The sequence below is a fragment of the Pseudomonas sp. MPDS genome (assembly GCF_013283895.1).
Classification (GTDB): domain Bacteria; phylum Pseudomonadota; class Gammaproteobacteria; order Pseudomonadales; family Pseudomonadaceae; genus Aquipseudomonas; species Aquipseudomonas rhizophila.
In genome coordinates, this window is record NZ_CP054128.1 from 6,073,045 (window position 1) to 6,089,911 (window position 16,867).

Sequence of the window (16,867 nt, forward strand, 5' to 3'; positions counted from 1 at the left end):
CACTGCACAGCGTGAACGCCAAAAACGTTTTCAGACGCTATCAGTTGCCCGGTCCGACAGACGGACCGCACCGAATGCCGCGCATTGTAGCCGCATGATGTAGGACTGACACCTAGCTGTTTCGATGGGCCGAGCGTCGTATCAATCCGATGACCGGCAACAACCCCACCAGCACCAGGGTCAGCGCCGGTAACGCGGCCCGGGCCCACTCCCCTTCACTGGTCATTTCAAAGATCCGCACCGCCAGCGTGTCCCAGCCAAACGGGCGCATCAGCAGCGTCGCGGGCATTTCCTTGAGCACATCGACGAACACCAGCAACGCCGCACTCAAGGTGCCCGGCAACAGCAACGGCAGATACACTTTGAAAAACAGTCGCGGCCCACTGACCCCAAGGCTGCGTGCTGCCTCAGGCAAAGAAGGACGGATTCGCGCGAGGCTGCTTTCCAGTGGACCGTAGGCCACGGCCAAAAAGCGCACCAGATAGGCCAGCAGCAGGGCCGACAGGCTGCCCAACAGCAACGGTTTGCCGGCACCGCCAAGTAGCGTTGACAGGGGGATGACCAGTTCGCGGTCCAGATAGCTGAAGGCAAGCATGATCGATACCGCCAGCACCGAACCGGGCAAGGCGTAGCCCAGGTTCGCCAGGCCAACACCGGCGCGAATGGGACGGGTCGGCGCCAGACGCCGAGCGAAGGCCAACAGCAAGGCGACGCAAACGGTGACCAGTGCCGCCAGCCCACCCAGATAGAGGGTATGGACGATCAGCCCGGCATAACGCTCATCCAGATCGAACCGGCCACGCTGCCAGAACCACACCAGCAGTTGCAGCATCGGAATAACAAATGCGCAGGCAAACACCAGGGCGCACCAGCCGCTGGCCGCCACCGCCTTGAGACCGCGCAAGTGATAAAGCGCCTTGACCCGGGGTCGCTCGTTGCTCGCCCGCTGGGCGCCTCGGGCGCGGCGTTCGCCGTAAAGCACCAGCATCACCGCCAGCAGCAACAGGCTGGCCAGTTGCGCGGCGCTGGAGAGGCTGAAGAAGCCGTACCAGGTTTTGTAGATGGCCGTGGTGAAGGTGTCGAAGTTGAACACCGACACCGCGCCGAAATCCGCCAGGGTTTCCATCAACGCCAGCGCCACGCCGGCACCAATGGCCGGTCGGGCCACCGGCAACGCCACTCGCCAGAACGCCTGCCACGGCGACTGCCCGAGCACCCGGGCCGCTTCCATCAATCCCTTGCCTTGGGCCAGGAACGCACTTCGCGCCAGCAAATAAACGTAAGGGTAAAAGACCAGGACCAGCACCAGGATCACTCCGCCGGTGGAGCGTACCCGGGGCAGGCGCAGGTTGCTGCCGAACCATTCGCGCATCAATGTCTGCACCGGACCGGCAAAGTCCAGCAGGCCCACGAAGACAAACGCCAGCACGTAGGCCGGAATCGCAAACGGCAACATTAACGCCCAGTCGAGCCAGCGTCGCCCGGGGAACTCACACAGGCTGGTGAGCCAGGCAAGGCTGACGCCCAGCAACGTTACACCGACACCCACACCGACAATCAGCGTCAGGGTGTTGCCCAACAAGCGTGGCATCTGGGTATCCCACAGGTGGGACCAGATTTGCTGATCGATGTTTTGCCAGGACAGCAGCAGGACGCTCAAGGGCAACAGCACCAGCGCGGCGATAGCAAAAACCAGAGGGTACCAGCGGCGTTGGACGGGGTGGGCCAAGGGGGAATCTCGGGGCAGTCAGCAAACGCCTATTAAACCGCAAAAAAAAGATCGCAACCTGCGCCACCTTCTACATTGGAACGCGATCCCCTGTAGAAGCTGTCGCAGGCTGCGATCTTGAGTGTTTTTTTAGTTCCAGCCAGCGCGATCCATCAAGCGGATAGCTTCGGCCTGGCGTTTACCCGCCACTTCAACCGGCAGGGTGTCAGCCTTGAACTTGCCCCAGGCGGCGACTTCCTTGGAAGGCTCCACGTTCGGATTGGCCGGGAACTCCTGGTTCACGTCGGCAAAGATGTTCTGGGCTTCGGGCGTGGTCATCCACTCCACCAGTTTCTTCGCGGCTTCCGGGTGCGGTGCGTACTTGGTCAGGCCGATGCCCGAGAGATTGATGTGCACGCCACGGTCGGCCTGGTTCGGCCAGAACAGCTTGACCTTCAGGTCCGGCTTCTGCTGGTGCAGGCGACCGAAGTAGTAAGTGTTGACGATACCGACGTCGCACTGCCCGGCATTGATGGCTTCAAGCAGTGCCGTGTCATCGGAGAACACATCGGTGGACAGGTTCTTGACCCAGCCCTTGATGATTTCTTCGGTTTTTTCCGCGCCGTGGGTTTCGATCAGGGTGGCGGTCAGGGACTGGTTGTAGACCTTCTTCGAAGTGCGCAGGCACAGACGGCCTTCCCACTCTTTACCCGCCAGGGCTTCATAGGTGGTCAGTTCGCTCGGTTTGACCCGGTCGGTGGAGTAGACAATGGTCCGCGCCCGCAGGCTCAGGCCGGTCCAGGCGTGGGAAGACGCACGGTATTGGGCCGGGATGTTGGCGTCGATCACCTTGGAGGTGAACGGTTGGAGAATCCCCATCTGCTCGGCCTGCCAGAGGTTGCCGGCGTCGACGGTCAGCAACAGGTCCGCGGTGGCGTTTTCACCCTCGGCCTTGATCCGCTGCATCAATGGCGCTTCCTTGTCGGTGATGAACTTCACCGAGACGCCCGTCTTTTTGGTGTAGGCATCGAAAACCGGCTTGATCAGCTCATCGATACGCGAGGAGTAGACCACTACCTCATCGGCAGCCTGGGCGGCGGTAGCGCCGATCAGGGTCAAGGCGAGGACGGACAGCAGACGCTTGGGTGCCAACATGGGAGCGGTCTCTCGATTGTTATAAGTGCGCGAATGATAAGGACTCACATTTGCCTTCTCAATCGAACAGTGTCCAGAAACGTTTCAAAATGTTGCAACTATGAGAGGTGCTGTGTTTTTGCGTCCGCCATCGCGGGCAAGCCGTGCTCCCACAAAAGCTCGTCCCACATTGCCCCTGTGGAAGCAAGAGCTTGTGGGAGCAAGGCTTGCCCGCGATAGGGCCATAAGCCCCAACCCATCTCTCAGACCTTGGCCAAATCCGGCAAATCCCCGGTCAACCCCAACGCCTCACGTACGAACAACGCCTTGGCCTCGGGCAGACCGTCCACCAGTTTCAGCCCGGTATTACGCAGCCAACGCACTGGCAACGGATCGGCCTGGAACAGCCGCTCAAACCCTTCCATCGCGGCCATCAGCGCCAGGTTATGGGGCATGCGTCGGCGTTCGTAGCGGCTCAGTACCTTCACGTCCGCCAGCCGTTCACCGCGCCCGGCCGCCTGCAACAGCACTTCGGCCAGGACGGCGGCATCCAGGAAACCCAGGTTCACCCCCTGTCCGGCCAGCGGATGGATGGTGTGGGCCGCATCGCCGATCAGCGCCAGCCCTTCGGCCACGTAGCGCTTGGCATGGCGCTGGCGCAGCGGTACGCACAAGCGCGAATCGGCGCTCAGCACCGTCCCCAGTTGCCCCTCGAAGGCCCGCTCCAGCTCGTTGCAGAAATCCGCTTCCTCAAGCGCCATCAACCGCTGAGCCTCGCCAGGGGTGGTGGACCAGACGATCGAGCACCAGTCGTGCAGGCCGTCGCGCTCCAGTGGCAGGAATGCCAAGGGACCGTTATCGGTAAAGCGCTGCCATGCGGTCATCCGATGAGGCCGGGCGCTGCGCACACTGGTTACGATGGCGTGGTGCAGGTAATCCCATTCCCGGGTGGCAACCCCCGTCAAGCGACGCACGGCGGAGTTCGCACCGTCGGCGGCGATCACCAGCGGTGCCCGCAGGGTGCGGCCATCGGCCAGGGTCAGCAACCAGTCATCGCCGGAGCGGCGCATCTGCTCAAGCCGAGCGTTGGCCAGCAGACCCAGATCGCAGTCATGCAGGCGGTCCAGCAGGGCATCCTGCACGACGCGGTTTTCGACGATGTGCCCCAGGACCTCGGCATGCAGGCTGGCCGCCGAGAAATGGATCTGCCCGGTGCCGCTGCCATCCCAGACGTGCATGTTGGTATAAGGACTGGCGCGCCGGGCGATAATACCGTCCCAGACCCCAAGACGATCAAGGATCCGCTGGCTCGCCGCCGACAATGCACTGACCCGAGGTTCGAAGGCAGCCTGGGGATCGAAGGGTTTGACGCTCATCGGGCTGCCGTCGAGCAACAGCACTTGCAGGCCACTACCCTGCAACGCCAGCGCCAGGGCGCTGCCGACCATTCCGGCGCCGACAATCAGCAGATCTGCACGCAATTCCATGCTTTAAGCCTGTTGTGCTGGCGACATGAGTCGCCCATGAGAAAAAAGATCGAACCAAGCCTCACGCATCGGGACGCGTCCCCAACCCCATGGCCTGGCGGGCGAACCAGCGCTTGGCCGGAGGCAGCAGGTCGAGCCCCAGCAGGCCAAGGTTGCGGCCCAGGGACACCAGCGGCAGGTTGCTGCTGAACAGCCGCGTAACCTGGTCGGAAAACCCGACGGTCAGCGTCTGATCCATCCGCTGACGCTCGCGATAGGCTTGCAGCACGGCGAAATCCCCCGGCGCGCTGTCGCTGTCGAGCAAGGCGTCGGCCAGGGCCTGGGCATCGCGCAGGGACAGATTGAACCCCTGGCCGGCAATCGGATGCAGACTGTGGGCCGCGTTGCCCAGGATCGCCAGATGCGGGCGGACCTGCTCTTCGGCTTCCACCAGCGCCAACGGATAAAGATGCCGAGCGCCAACTTGTTTCAGGGTGCCCAGGCGATAACCGAACACGCCCTGCAATTCGCTGAGAAAGCTGCGCTCATCCAGGACCGCCAGACGTTGCGCATCCATGCCCTGGCGGGTCCAGACCAACGCGCAACGGTTTTCCGGCAGCGGCAGCAAGGCCATCGGGCCGTCGTCGGTGAAGCGCTCGAAGGCCATGCCGTTGTGGGCTTCGCCGGGTGTGATGTTGGCAATCAGCGCGCTCTGCCCATAAGGTCGATTGCGCACGCCAATACCCAGCTGTTCGCGCAGGCTGGAACGACCACCGTCAGCCAGCACGGCAAGGTCGCATTCCAAGGTGGTTTCGTCATCGAGCGTCAGGCGATAGCCGCCGACCATGGGCTCCATCCGGGTAACTTGTGCCGGACAGTGCCAACTGACCACCTCGGTGTCCAACCCTTGCCACAGGCACTGGCCGAGCCAGGCGTTTTCCACCACATACCCCAGGGCCGGCACCCCTTCTTCCATGGCCGACAACCGCGCCGTGGAAAATCGCCCGCGATCAGACACGTGGATCTGCTTGATCGGCTCGGCGCGACGAGACACTTCCTGCCAGATACCCAGGCGTTGATAAATCTGCCGGGACCCGAACGACAAGGCCGAGGAACGGGCATCGTAGCTCGGCTGCCAGGCATCGCCGGGGGCGAAGGGTTCGATCAGCATGATCTTCCAACCCCGGGCCTTGGCGCCGGCTTGCAGGGCCAGGGCCAGGCTCGCGCCTACCAGGCCACCGCCGACGATCGCCAGATTGACCCGGCTCATGCCGCATCAGCCCGGGCGGCGGCCATCAGGGCCTCGATTTCGGCGACCGTCTTGGGTACGCCGTGACTCAGGATTTCACAACCGGTTTTGGTCACTACCACGTCATCCTCGATGCGCACGCCAATGCCGCGCCATTTTTTCGCTACGTTGCGGTTGTTCGGGGCGATGTAGATGCCCGGCTCCACGGTCAACGTCATACCGACTTCCAGTACCCGCCATTCGCCGCCGACCCGGTACTCGCCAACGTCGTGCACGTCCATGCCCAGCCAGTGGCCGGCGCGGTGCATGTAGAAGGCCCTGTGGGCTTCGCTGGCGATCAACTCGTCCACTTCGCCCTCCAGCAGGCCCAGGCGCACCAGCCCTTCGGTAATGACTCGCACTGTTGCTTCGTGGGCCTGGTTCCAGTGTTTGTCCGGCGCAATTTCGGCGAACGCCGCTTCCTGGGCGGCCAGCACCACTTCGTAGATCGCCTTCTGCTCGGGCGAAAACTTGCCGCTGACTGGCCAGGTACGGGTGATATCACTGGCGTAGCAGTCGATTTCACAACCGGCGTCGATCAATACCAGGTCGCCGTCCTTGAGCAGTGCGTCGTTCTGCTGGTAATGCAGGATGCAGCTGTTGCGACCCGCCGCGACGATCGACCCGTAGGCCGGCATTTTCGCCCCGCCCTTGCGGAACTCATAATCCAGCTCGGCCTCCAGGCTGTATTCGTACAACCCCGTGCGCGCGGCCTGCATGGCCCGGATGTGCGCCTGGGCGGAAATCCGCGCCGCTTCGCGCATCACCTTCACCTCTGCCGCCGATTTATACAGGCGCATGTCGTGCAGCAGATGATCCAGGGCAACGAATTCGTTCGGCGGCTGGGCACCGAGATGGGCCTTGGAGCGAATCACGTTGATCCACTCCATCAGGTGCCGATCGAATTCCGGGTTGCTGCCCATGGCCGAATACACCCGGTCACGGCCCTCGATCAGGCCCGGCAGGATGTCGTCGATGTCGGTGATGGGAAATGCATCGTCGGCGCCATAGTCACGCATCGCCCCTTCCTGGCCGGCTCGCAGGCCATCCCACAACTCCCGCTCGGCGTTGCGTTCGCGGCAGAACAGGATGTATTCGCCATGGGCCCGGCCGGGCATCAGCACGATCACCGCTTGCGGCTCGGGGAAGCCGCTGAGGTATTGAAAGTCGCTGTCCTGGCGGTAAACGTGCTCGACGTCGCGGTTGCGGATGGCAACGGCGGCGGCGGGCAGGATTGCGATGCTGTTGGGTTCCATCTGCGCCATCAGGGCCTTGCGGCGACGGCTGTATTCCGATTTCGGGATATGAATCATGGGCAGACGGTGTTCCCTTTCAAGCAATCAGTGCAAGGACGGCTTGGCGGCCGGTTCAGCGGTTTTCTTGGTTTCGGTGAACAGGAGCAATGGCGCGACCCGCAGGTACTCCATCACTTCCATGTAGTCGCTTTCACCGTCATCGGATTCTTCCAGGGCGTCCTGGACCTGAGAGATCGCCGCCAGGTCTTGCAATACTTCCTTGGCCTCGTCACTCAACGCATATTCGCGGCGGGTCAGGCCGAAGCCGGCGAGGAAGCCCTGGCACCACTGGCCCAGCGCTGCGGCGCGTTCGGCCAGCGGAGCGTCATCGGTAGGCAGCAGCAGGACGACGGTCATGTCATCGCTGGTCAACTCACCCTTGACCATTTCCTGCAGGCCGATGAGCGCATTGCGCACGTTGTCCGCCGGCTCGCCTTCCAGCAACTCGGCGGCGTCAGCCAGCCAGCCGTCGGCATCGAAGCCGGCGCCGGCGCAACTGCGCCCAAGCAACAGGCCATGCAGTTCAGCAGGCGAGACAGGATGACCGCTGGTGCTCAGCAGGGTGGCAAACGCTTGATACGGGGAATTCTGAATGGGCATGGGCAGCTAGGCGCCAGACGGCGCTATGTCTAGAATGGAGGCCTTGTATCCTACATCGACAGACTCGCCAAGACTATCAGAGGCTGTGCGACCCTATCCCCATCAGACACAATCTTCAGTGGACACAATGGAAGACACCGACCTGCAAGCGCTGATGGCCAGACTCGAATTGCTAATTGAGCGGGTCGAGCAACTTAAGAGCCAAAACGGACTCCTATTAGCTCAGGAAAAGACCTGGCGCGAGGAACGCGCGCACCTCATTGAAAAAAACGAAATCGCCCGGCGTAAGGTCGAATCGATGATTTCGCGCCTCAAGGCCCTGGAGCAAGACTCATGAGTTCAAGCAATAGCGTAACCGTGCAGATCCTCGATAAAGAATATTCGATCATCTGTCCCCAGGAAGAGCGCAGCAACCTGGTAAGCGCCGCCCGTTACCTGGACGGCAAGATGCGCGAGATCCGCAGCAGCGGCAAAGTCATCGGCGCCGACCGCATTGCTGTAATGGCTGCCTTGAACATCACCCACGAGCTGTTGCACCGCCAGGATACGCCGGACGTGCAAGTCAGCGGCTCGACCCGTGAACAGGTGCGCGACCTGCTCGATCGGGTGGATCTGGTACTGGCCACCGACCCGGACGTCAGCAAGGGCTGATTCGCGAGGCTGCCTGGGGTATACTTGCGTCACTCCCTGGGGTGCTTGCCAGTTGGTGATGTCCCTGAGCCGATACGCACAACCACGGGAGTTGCACGTTGGGGCCGGTGTGCATGTCCGCTTGACGGAAAGCCTTAACGCCCCCTGCAACTTCCACCTTGAACTTTCGGGTTCAAGGGCTAAGCCGACAGCGGTTCATCCGGGGAGCCTGATTCTCACAATGCCAGTCATCAAGACTGGCATTGTTGTGTCTGGCGCAGGCATTTCTGAGCGCGCTGTTTTGCGGTTACGCTGTGCTGTCGCCTCCGATTGCGTGAAATATCGATATGACCGAACCCGCGCTGCTGCCGCGCCCGCAACTCCGCCGCCTGCTACGCCAGGCCCGTCGCGCCCTGACACCTGCCCAGCAGCGTGAAGCCGCTCGCGGGCTCTATAGGCAACTGGCCCAGCACCCGCTGTTTCGCCGGGCAAGACACATCGCCCTGTACCTGCCCAACGATGGCGAGATCGACCCGCGCCTGTTGCTGCGCGCCGCTCAGCGCCGGGGCAAGGCCACTTATCTGCCGGTACTGAGCCCATGGCCGCAGACCAAGATGGTGTTCCAGCGCATCCGCCCCGGCGAAAAGCTGCGGCCCAATCGTTTTCGTATTCTGGAGCCGCGGATGAACATCGCCCGGCAACGCAAGGTCTGGACTCTGGACCTGGTGCTATTGCCGCTGGTGGGGTTTGACGATGCGGGAGGTCGGCTGGGCATGGGCGGTGGCTTTTATGACCGCAGCCTGGCGTATCTGGCGCGACGCAAGCAATGGCGCAAGCCGACACTGCTGGGACTGGCCCATGAATGTCAGAAAGTCGAACGGTTGGCGCAGGCGAGCTGGGACGTGCCGCTGCAGGGAACGGTCAGCGACCGGCATTGGTATATCGCGGGGTAGACGCCGCAGGGAAACAGCGGCGTCCGCAAGACCGGCTCAGCGTTTGAGCGAAGGCGCGGGCTGGGTGATTTCCATCGGTGTATCGGTCTTGCTGGCCCACAGACTCTGAGCGTATCCCGTGGTAACGACCCCCAGGCCGAACAGAATGACCAAGATCCACAACAAATCCGGTTTGCGTTTCATCGATTGCCCCCCTCAAGGCATATCACACACGATGACAGCAGCGGTTTTCTTATTGGCCGTGCAGCAGCGTAAAGCTTGGAAGGCCGGCATTTTGCGGCAACCTGCTGCAACACGCAAACTCTGGCGTCAACCGACTGTCGGTTTGTCATAAGATCGCTGAACTTTTTTTATCATTACCGCCCAGGAGTAGAAATCATGGCCTATTGGCTGATGAAATCCGAGCCCGACGAATTGTCCATCCAGGGTCTGGAAAAGCTCGGCCAGGCGCGATGGGATGGGGTGCGCAACTACCAGGCGCGCAACTTCCTGCGGGCCATGGCGGTGGGCGATGCGTTCTTTTTCTACCACTCCAGTTGCCCCGAGCCAGGCATTGCCGGGATCGGCCGAATCGTCCGCGCGGCCTACCCTGACCCAACGGCGCTGGAACCCGACAGCCATTACTTCGACCCCAAGGCCGGGCCGGATAAAAACCCCTGGACCGCGATCGACGTGGCCCACGTCGAAACATTCCCCCGCGTGCTGAAGCTCGACTACCTCAAGCAACAGACCGCCCTGGCTGAAATGCCGCTGGTGCAGAAAGGCTCACGGCTGTCGGTGATGCCCGTCACGGCCGAACAATGGGCAGCGGTGATTGCGCTGCGCTGATCGCCGATGAGTTGATGGACATCAAGCGGGGTCGGTCGCTGATCCTGCAGACTTCGATGCTACAGCCGCAGGATGCCGGACATGTCGACGAACCATCGTACCTCTCGCTTTTTTGCCTTCGCCTTGATGGCTCTGTTGCTGGCCGCCGGTGGATTTGGCTATTGGAAGTCACGCCAGGATCGCCTGCCGGAAGGCTTGAGCATGGGCAATGGCCGCCTTGAGGCCACCGAAGTCCAGATCGCCAGCAAGACACCCGGGCGCCTGGCCGACGTTCAGGTCGACGAAGGCGACAACGTCATCAAGGGCCAAGTGCTGGCGCGCATGGACACCCGCACACTGGAGGCCCAGCGCAACCAGGCCGAAGCCGAAGTCACCCGGGCCCGGCAGAACCTCGCCGCCACCGAAGCCAACGTGCAACTGCGCCAGAGCGAACAATTGCTCGCCCATCAAGAACTCAAGCGAACCCAGGAACTGTTCAAGCGCGGTTACGCCAGCGGCCAGATCCTCGACCAACAACAAGCCCGCGTCGACACCGCCAACGCGGCGGTCAACGCCGCCCGGGCCCAGGTATCGGCGGCGAATGCGGCCATCGGCGCGACCCTGGCCCAGGTGGCCCAGCTCACCAGCGAAATAGATGACAGCACCTTGCGGGCCCCCCTCGACGGCGTGATCCAGTTGCGCCTGGCCGAGCCAGGTGAAGTGCTCGGCGCCGGCGGTCGAGTATTGCTGATGATCGATCCGAGCGACCAGTACATGAACCTCTACCTGCCGGCGTCGGTGGCCGGGAAACTGGCGGTGGGCGATGAAGCGCGACTGTTGCTCGACGCCTTGCCCGAGCGGCCGCTACCGGCCAAAGTCAGCTTCGTCGCGGCCAAATCCCAGTTCACCCCCAAGGAAGTCGAAACCCGTGATGAGCGCCAGAAACTGGTGTTCCGCGTCAAAGTGCACCTGACCCGTCCCGGCGAAGTGCCCCAGGCAAAACCGGGTATGCCCGGGGCCGGTTACGTGCGCACGGCGCCCATTGACTGGCCGGCCAACTTGCGATGAGCGCCACCGCCGGCGAGGCATTGCACGCCTCGGGTCTCGAACATCGCTACGGCCAGCATGTGGCGCTGAGCGAAATCGCCTTCAGCCTGCCCGCCGGCACTCGCTGTGGCCTGATCGGCCCGGACGGTGCCGGCAAATCGAGCCTGCTGGGGCTGATTGCCGGGGTGAAGAAGCTCCAGCATGGCCAACTGGATGTGCTCGGCGCCTCGATTGACGATCGACGCCATCGCAAGACTCTCTACCGACGCATTGCCTTCATGCCCCAAGGGTTGGGGGGCAACCTTTACCCGGACCTGTCGATAGGCGAGAACATTCGGTTCTTCGGCACATTGTTCGGGCTATCGCGAGCAGAATGCGAACAACGCATGGGGACCTTGCTGCTGGCCACCGATCTGCAGCGTTTTGCCGACCGTCCAGCAGGCAAACTGTCCGGCGGCATGAAACAAAAGCTCGGCCTGTGTTGTGCGCTGATCCATGAACCGGACCTGCTGATTCTCGACGAACCCACCACGGGCGTGGACCCGCTGTCCCGGCGACGCTTCTGGGAACTGATAGAAAGCGTGCGTCGGCAAAGACCGCAACTGACCCTGCTGGTCGCCACGGCATACATGGAAGAGGCCGAGCAATTCGAGCACTGCCTGATGCTCGACAACGGTCGCTTGATCGCCAAGGGCTTGAGTGCGGAGCTGGCCAAGGTCACCCAGGACGGTAAGCTCGATTCGGCCTTCACCCACTTCCAGGGCGGCAGCGGCCATGACGCCGAACCGCTGGTGATCCCCCCCAGGGCCGCCAACACTACCGACATTGCCATCCAAGCCCACGATCTCACCTTGCGCTTCGGCGATTTCACCGCCGTCGATAACGTCAGCTTCGCGATTGGTCGCGGTGAAATCTTTGGCTTCCTGGGTTCCAACGGTTGCGGCAAGACCACCACCATGAAGGTGCTGACCGGACTGATCCCCGCCAGCGAAGGCAGTGCCCGGCTGCTGGGTAACCCGGTCAACGCCAAGGACCTCGCCACCCGCAAGCGGGTGGGTTTCATGTCCCAGAGCTTTTCGCTCTACGGCGAACTGAGCGTGCGCCAAAACCTGGAGCTGCACGCCAAGCTGTTCGATCTGCCCACTACAGACAGCCGCCAGCGCATCGATGAGCTTATCCAGCGCTTCAATCTCCAGGAACTGGCGGACCAAACGTCCGGGGCGCTACCACTGGGCCTGCGGCAGCGCCTGTCCCTGGCGGTGGCGGTTTTGCATCGCCCGGAAGTACTGATCCTCGACGAGCCGACCTCAGGCGTCGATCCGGCCGCGCGGGATGATTTCTGGCGACTGTTGATCGAGTTGTCTCGCGAGCAAGGTGTGACGATTTTTCTTTCCACGCACTTCATGAACGAGGCCCAGCGCTGCGATCGCATTTCGCTGATGCACGCCGGCAAGGTCCTGGCCTGCGACACGCCAGCGGCCTTGCAAGCGCAGTTCAGCGGTCAGACGCTGGAAGCCGCGTTCGTCACCTGCCTGGAAAACGCCCAGGGCGAAACGCAGCAAGACGCCGCCCCAGTGACCCTTGAGAACGCCGGCGCGCCCCGGGACCGGCGCGGCCTGAGCCTCGGTCGCCTGTGGGCCGTCGCCAGCCGGGAGGGCAAGGAGTTGCTGCGCGACAAAGTGCGGATGGCATTCGCCCTGCTGGGGGCATTGTTCATGATGGTGGTCTTCGGCTTCGGTATTTCCCTCGACGTGGAGAAACTGGCCTTCGCCGTGTATGACCAGGATCAGAGCCCGCAAAGCCGTGCCTACCTGGAGGCGTTCCGCAGCTCGCGCTACTTCGAAGAACGACCGATAATCCGCGATGCAAAGGAGCGACACCGACGCTTGCAGCGCTCGGAGATCAAGCTGGCCCTGGAAATCCCCCCCGGCTTCGGTCGAGACCTCTACGCCGGCCGCCAACCGACAGTGGGCGCCTGGTTGGATGGCGGCATACCGTTTCGGGCCGAGACCAGTCGCAACTACGTCCAGGCGGTGCACCAGGGCAACCTTGAGCAACTGGCTGAATCCAGCAGTCGCGCGCCCACCCGGCAACCCAGCGCGAAGCTGGAGACACGCTTTCGTTATAACCAGGACGTGGTCAGCGTCAACGCCATCGGCCCAGGGGTCATGGCGCTGATCCTCGCATTCATTCCGGCCATGTTGACGGCGCTGGGCATCGTGCGGGAAAAGGAACTGGGCTCGATCACCAACTTCTACGCTACGCCGCTGACCCGCCTGGAGTTCCTGCTGGGTAAACAAGTGCCCTACCTGGCGGTAAGCCTGATCAACCTGGCCCTGCTGACCGCGATGAACCGCTGGCTGTTTGGCGTGCCATTCAAGGGCAGCGCCCTGACGCTGGCGTTGGGCGGCCTGCTCTATGTGCTGGCGACCACCAGCATGGGGCTGTTGATCTCGGCATTCACCCGCACCCAGATCGCCGCGATCCTCGGCACCATGATCATCACCAGCCTCCCGACCATCCAGTTCTCAGGGCTGATCGTGCCGCGCTCATCCCTGGACGGTGCAGCCTCGGTGATGGGCCAGCTGTTTCCCGCCGGGCACTTCCTCGACATCGCCGTCGGCACCTTCACCAAGGCCCTTGATCTGCGCCAGCTATGGCCACAATGCCTGGCGTTGTTCGGGTTTTTCCTGGGCTTCACCGGGCTCAGCCTGATCATGCTGAAGAAGCAGGAGGCCTGATGCATACGCTTTCACATATCTGGCGTCTTGGGCTCAAGGAACTGACCAGCCTGCGCTACGACTCCGTTCTGCTGCTGTTCCTGGGCTACGCCTTCACCGTGGCGATCTACATGCCGGCCGCCGGTTCGGTGATCGGCGTGCACAACGCCAGTGTCGCAATAGTGGACGAAGACCAGAGCCATCTCTCGCGCCAATTGGCCCTGGTCCTGCAACCGCCGGAGTTCCAGAGCCCGGTGGCACTGCCCTACGCCGAACTGGACAAGGTCATGGACAATGGCCGCTACACCTTCGTCATTAACGTGCCCGCCAATTTCCAGGCCGACCTGCTCGCAGGACGCGAACCGACGCTGCAACTCAACGTCGATGCCACGGCCATGAGCCAGGCGTTCATGGGAGCCGGCTACATCGGACGGATTTTCCAACAGGAACTGACGACCTATGCCGGCCAGGCACAAGCGAGCGAACAAACGCCCGTGAGATTGACCACTCGTTCGCTGTTCAATACCAATCTGGAAGGTGGCTGGTTCCTCGCAGTGATCCAGATCGTCAACAACATCACGATCCTGGCCATCATCCTGACGGGCACGGCGCTGTTGCGCGAGCGCGAGCACGGCACCCTCGATCACTTGCTGGTGCTGCCGCTCACGGCCTTGGAAATCATGCTGGCGAAAATCTGGAGCAACATGCTGGTGGTGGTGCTATGTACCTGGGCGTCGCTGGAAATCATCGTCAAGTTCGCACTGGGCGTTCCGCTCGCCGGCTCCATGCTGCTCTTCCTGCTGGTGACTGCGCTCTACCTGTTCGCCAGCACCGCCCTGGGTATTTTTCTCGCCACCCTTGCCCGTTCGACGCCCCAGTTCGGCTTACTGTCGATCCCGGTCATCATTCCGATGCTGCTGTTGTCGGGCGGCAGCACGCCGCTGGACAGCATGCCGCAATGGTTGCAATGGGTGATGCAAGGTTCGCCTTCGACCCATTTCGTCAGCCTCAGCGCGGCGATCCTGTTCCGTGATGCAGGCGTGAGCGTGGTATGGCCAGACCTGCTGGCACTGGCGGCGATCGGGCTGTTGTTCTTCGCAATCGCCCTGGGCCGGTTTCGCAAAAGCCTGGCGTCTTGACGAAAAAAAGCAGCCTTGGGTAGCGCCTGGGGATCCGGGCACTGCCAAAGGCTGCGATCTAGCGGGTTTATTGAATGATCAGGTTATTGAACAACAGGTCATCCACCATCGGCTTGCCGGTTTCGTCGTTCATGATCTGCTGGGTCTGCTTCAAGGCTTCCTGACGCAGTTTTTCCTTGGCTTCGATATTGTTCATGGCCTCGGTGGTCTGTTGGGCGAACAGCGCAACCAGCTGATTACGGATCAGCGGCTCGTTGGCCTTCACCGCTGCAGCGGCGGCATCCCCCGTGACACGCAGGGCCACATCGGCCTTGTACACCCTCAGCTTTGCCGAGCCGTCCAAGCCATAGTTGCCCACGAACGGCGGGCTGAGGGTGATGTAACTGACCTTCGGCGCCTCGCCTTCTTTGGCTTCCTCGGCCGTTGCCGTCACAGGCAACGACAGGGCCAGCATCAACATGATCCACGCTTTCACATTCGACTCCTCATACGGTTTGCGGCCCAGCATACCGACCCGCCGTTCAAGCACAAGCTTATGGCCGGCTATCAGGGCAGGGCATGCTCGTTGACCCATTGACTCTCACACCTACACTTATCGGCCATCACTCCCAAAGGAATAGCCCTGATGAAAGCCGTGCTGTGCAAAGAATTCGGTCCTGCCGAATCGCTGGTGCTGGAAGACGTCGCCAGCCCCGTCGCGAAGAAGAACGAAGTGCTGCTGGATGTGCATGCCGCCGGCGTGAACTTCCCTGACACGCTGATCATCGAGGGCAAATACCAATTCAAACCACCCTTCCCGTTTTCCCCCGGCGGCGAAGCAGCGGGCGTCATCAGCGCCGTGGGCGAAAAGGTCAGCCACCTGAAGGTCGGTGACCGGGTCATGGCGTTGACCGGCTGGGGCAGCTTTGCCGAACAGGTGGCCGTGCCAGGCTACAACGTGTTGCCCATCCCCTCGTCCATGGACTTCAACACCGCCGCCGCCTTCAGCATGACCTACGGCACGTCGATGCATGCCCTCAAGCAACGGGCCAACCTGCAACCCGGCGAAACCCTGCTGGTGCTCGGTGCATCGGGCGGCGTCGGCCTGGCGGCCGTGGAGATCGGCAAGGCCATGGGCGCCCGGGTGATTGCCGCCGCCAGCAGTGCAGAGAAGCTGGCCGTGGCCAAGGCTGCCGGTGCCGACGAACTGATCAACTACAGCGAAACCAGCCTCAAGGATGAAATCAAACGCCTCACCGACGGCCAAGGCGCCGATGTGATTTACGACCCGGTGGGCGGCGATCTGTTTGACCAGGCCATTCGCGCCATCGCCTGGAACGGCCGGCTATTGGTGGTCGGCTTTGCCAGCGGACGCATCCCCGAGCTTCCGGTAAACCTGGCCCTGCTCAAGGGCGCCGCCGTGGTCGGCGTGTTCTGGGGCTCCTTCGCCCAACGCCAACCCCAGGACAACGCCGCCAACTTCCAGCAATTGTTTAGCTGGTTCACCGAAGGCAAGCTCAAGCCACTGGTCTCGCAGGTGTATCCATTGAGCAACGCCGCCCAGGCGATCAATGACCTGGGCCAGCGCAAAGCCGTGGGGAAGGTGGTGGTGCAGGTGCGTTGATAGTCAATCAAGCGGTCCGCGTGCCAAAAGCGGCGGACCGCGTGACGATTGAATCTGGCGATCAAGGCAAAACGCCCGGCGCCCGGCATCTACTTGCCGAAAAACACATCGGACACGTAGCGGCGCGTGTAATGGAACGAGCGCAACTTCTGCACCCATGGTTGGCGCCATGCACGTTGATGTCCGAGCACTCCCAGGCCTCGGCCAATTTGTCTGCATCGATCGGCTCGCCCTCCGGATGGAATTCCAACGATTCCACGGCTTGCGTCTGCGCTGCCGGGGAGGCTGGCTCGGGATTGTTCTCGGGCACCCATAAAACCTGAGCGGCCCAACTCGCACTGCCCAAGCACAGCAGCATCACAGCACACCCCCTCATACCGTTCCTCACCTGAATGCCAGCTCCGGCAGAAACGTGAAGTGTAAAGAGCGAGGCTCATTAGTTGAATGGCGAGATTTCTGTGTTGGTTGAAGGACGTT

The 16,867-nt window shown here is 62.1% G+C and carries 16 protein-coding genes and 1 other RNA gene; 9 read left to right on the forward strand and 8 right to left on the reverse strand.

All coding sequences use genetic code 11. The features are described 5' to 3' along the window. Nucleotides 1-112: 112 nt before the first annotated feature. The 6 genes from HQ912_RS26990 to HQ912_RS27015 form a co-directional block, all read right to left on the reverse strand. Nucleotides 113-1,729, reverse strand: a complete 1,617-nt coding sequence (locus HQ912_RS26990) for an ABC transporter permease (RefSeq protein WP_173407490.1) — start codon at nt 1,727-1,729, stop codon at nt 113-115. A 129-nt stretch (nt 1,730-1,858) separates the two neighbouring features. After that, a complete protein-coding gene (locus tag HQ912_RS26995) occupies nt 1,859-2,863 on the reverse strand; it encodes an extracellular solute-binding protein (RefSeq protein WP_076383055.1) in 1,005 nt (334 codons plus the stop codon). Nucleotides 2,864-3,105: 242 nt separating this feature from the next. Next, nucleotides 3,106-4,323, reverse strand: coding sequence for a 2-octaprenyl-3-methyl-6-methoxy-1,4-benzoquinol hydroxylase (locus tag HQ912_RS27000; RefSeq protein WP_171061307.1), 1,218 nt, complete (start codon nt 4,321-4,323; stop codon nt 3,106-3,108). Between the two features lie 67 nt (nt 4,324-4,390). Further along, nucleotides 4,391-5,578 carry a 2-octaprenyl-6-methoxyphenyl hydroxylase gene (gene ubiH / locus HQ912_RS27005; protein WP_107321379.1) on the reverse strand — a complete coding sequence of 396 codons (1,188 nt, stop codon included), beginning with the start codon at nt 5,576-5,578 and terminating at the stop codon, nt 4,391-4,393. Further along, nucleotides 5,575-6,909, reverse strand: a complete 1,335-nt coding sequence (pepP, locus tag HQ912_RS27010) for a Xaa-Pro aminopeptidase (protein WP_047226082.1) — start codon at nt 6,907-6,909, stop codon at nt 5,575-5,577. The genes ubiH and pepP overlap by 4 nt, the downstream gene beginning before the upstream one ends. A 27-nt stretch (nt 6,910-6,936) precedes the next feature. After that, nucleotides 6,937-7,491, reverse strand: coding sequence for a YecA family protein (locus HQ912_RS27015; RefSeq protein WP_047226083.1), 555 nt, complete (start codon nt 7,489-7,491; stop codon nt 6,937-6,939). Nucleotides 7,492-7,618: 127 nt separating this feature from the next. On the opposite strand from HQ912_RS27015, the gene HQ912_RS27020 reads away from it, so the two are divergent. From HQ912_RS27020 to HQ912_RS27035, 4 genes are all read left to right on the forward strand, one after another. After that, on the forward strand, nt 7,619-7,828 hold the full coding sequence (locus HQ912_RS27020; protein ID WP_030138125.1) for a TIGR02449 family protein: 210 nt from the start codon (nt 7,619-7,621) through the stop codon (nt 7,826-7,828). After that, nucleotides 7,825-8,142, forward strand: a complete 318-nt coding sequence (locus HQ912_RS27025) for a cell division protein ZapA (RefSeq protein ID WP_047226084.1) — start codon at nt 7,825-7,827, stop codon at nt 8,140-8,142. Before HQ912_RS27020 ends, HQ912_RS27025 begins: the two co-directional genes overlap by 4 nt. 30 nt (nt 8,143-8,172) lie before the next feature. Continuing rightward, nucleotides 8,173-8,352, forward strand: a non-coding RNA gene (gene ssrS, locus HQ912_RS27030) — 6S RNA. A 116-nt stretch (nt 8,353-8,468) separates the two neighbouring features. After that, entirely contained in the window at nt 8,469-9,074 is a 606-nt protein-coding gene (locus HQ912_RS27035; RefSeq protein ID WP_047226085.1) for a 5-formyltetrahydrofolate cyclo-ligase, read from the forward strand. A gap of 36 nt (nt 9,075-9,110) precedes the next feature. Here the strand turns inward: HQ912_RS27035 and HQ912_RS27040 are convergent, their stop codons facing one another. Next, nucleotides 9,111-9,257 (reverse strand): hypothetical protein, encoded by a 147-nt coding sequence (locus tag HQ912_RS27040; RefSeq protein WP_092395219.1) that lies wholly within the window; start codon nt 9,255-9,257, stop codon nt 9,111-9,113. A 195-nt stretch (nt 9,258-9,452) separates the two neighbouring features. Between HQ912_RS27040 and HQ912_RS27045 the strand changes: the two genes are divergently transcribed. From HQ912_RS27045 to HQ912_RS27060, 4 genes are all read left to right on the forward strand, one after another. After that, nucleotides 9,453-9,902, forward strand: coding sequence for an EVE domain-containing protein (locus HQ912_RS27045; RefSeq protein ID WP_047226086.1), 450 nt, complete (start codon nt 9,453-9,455; stop codon nt 9,900-9,902). Between the two features lie 81 nt (nt 9,903-9,983). Further along, nucleotides 9,984-10,949 (forward strand): HlyD family secretion protein, encoded by a 966-nt coding sequence (locus tag HQ912_RS27050; RefSeq protein WP_173407491.1) that lies wholly within the window; start codon nt 9,984-9,986, stop codon nt 10,947-10,949. Continuing rightward, entirely contained in the window at nt 10,946-13,669 is a 2,724-nt protein-coding gene (gene rbbA / locus HQ912_RS27055) for a ribosome-associated ATPase/putative transporter RbbA (RefSeq protein WP_173407492.1), read from the forward strand. The genes HQ912_RS27050 and rbbA overlap by 4 nt, the downstream gene beginning before the upstream one ends. After that, on the forward strand, nt 13,669-14,787 hold the full coding sequence (locus HQ912_RS27060) for an ABC transporter permease (RefSeq protein WP_047226089.1): 1,119 nt from the start codon (nt 13,669-13,671) through the stop codon (nt 14,785-14,787). The genes rbbA and HQ912_RS27060 overlap by 1 nt, the downstream gene beginning before the upstream one ends. Nucleotides 14,788-14,854: 67 nt before the next feature. Here the strand turns inward: HQ912_RS27060 and HQ912_RS27065 are convergent, their stop codons facing one another. Then, nucleotides 14,855-15,262: a flagellar basal body-associated protein FliL gene (locus HQ912_RS27065; protein WP_076386501.1), complete on the reverse strand. Its 408-nt coding sequence runs from the start codon at nt 15,260-15,262 to the stop codon at nt 14,855-14,857. Nucleotides 15,263-15,412: 150 nt separating this feature from the next. On the opposite strand from HQ912_RS27065, the gene HQ912_RS27070 reads away from it, so the two are divergent. Beyond that, entirely contained in the window at nt 15,413-16,390 is a 978-nt protein-coding gene (locus HQ912_RS27070; protein ID WP_076383061.1) for an NADPH:quinone oxidoreductase family protein, read from the forward strand. Nucleotides 16,391-16,867 lie beyond the last annotated feature (477 nt).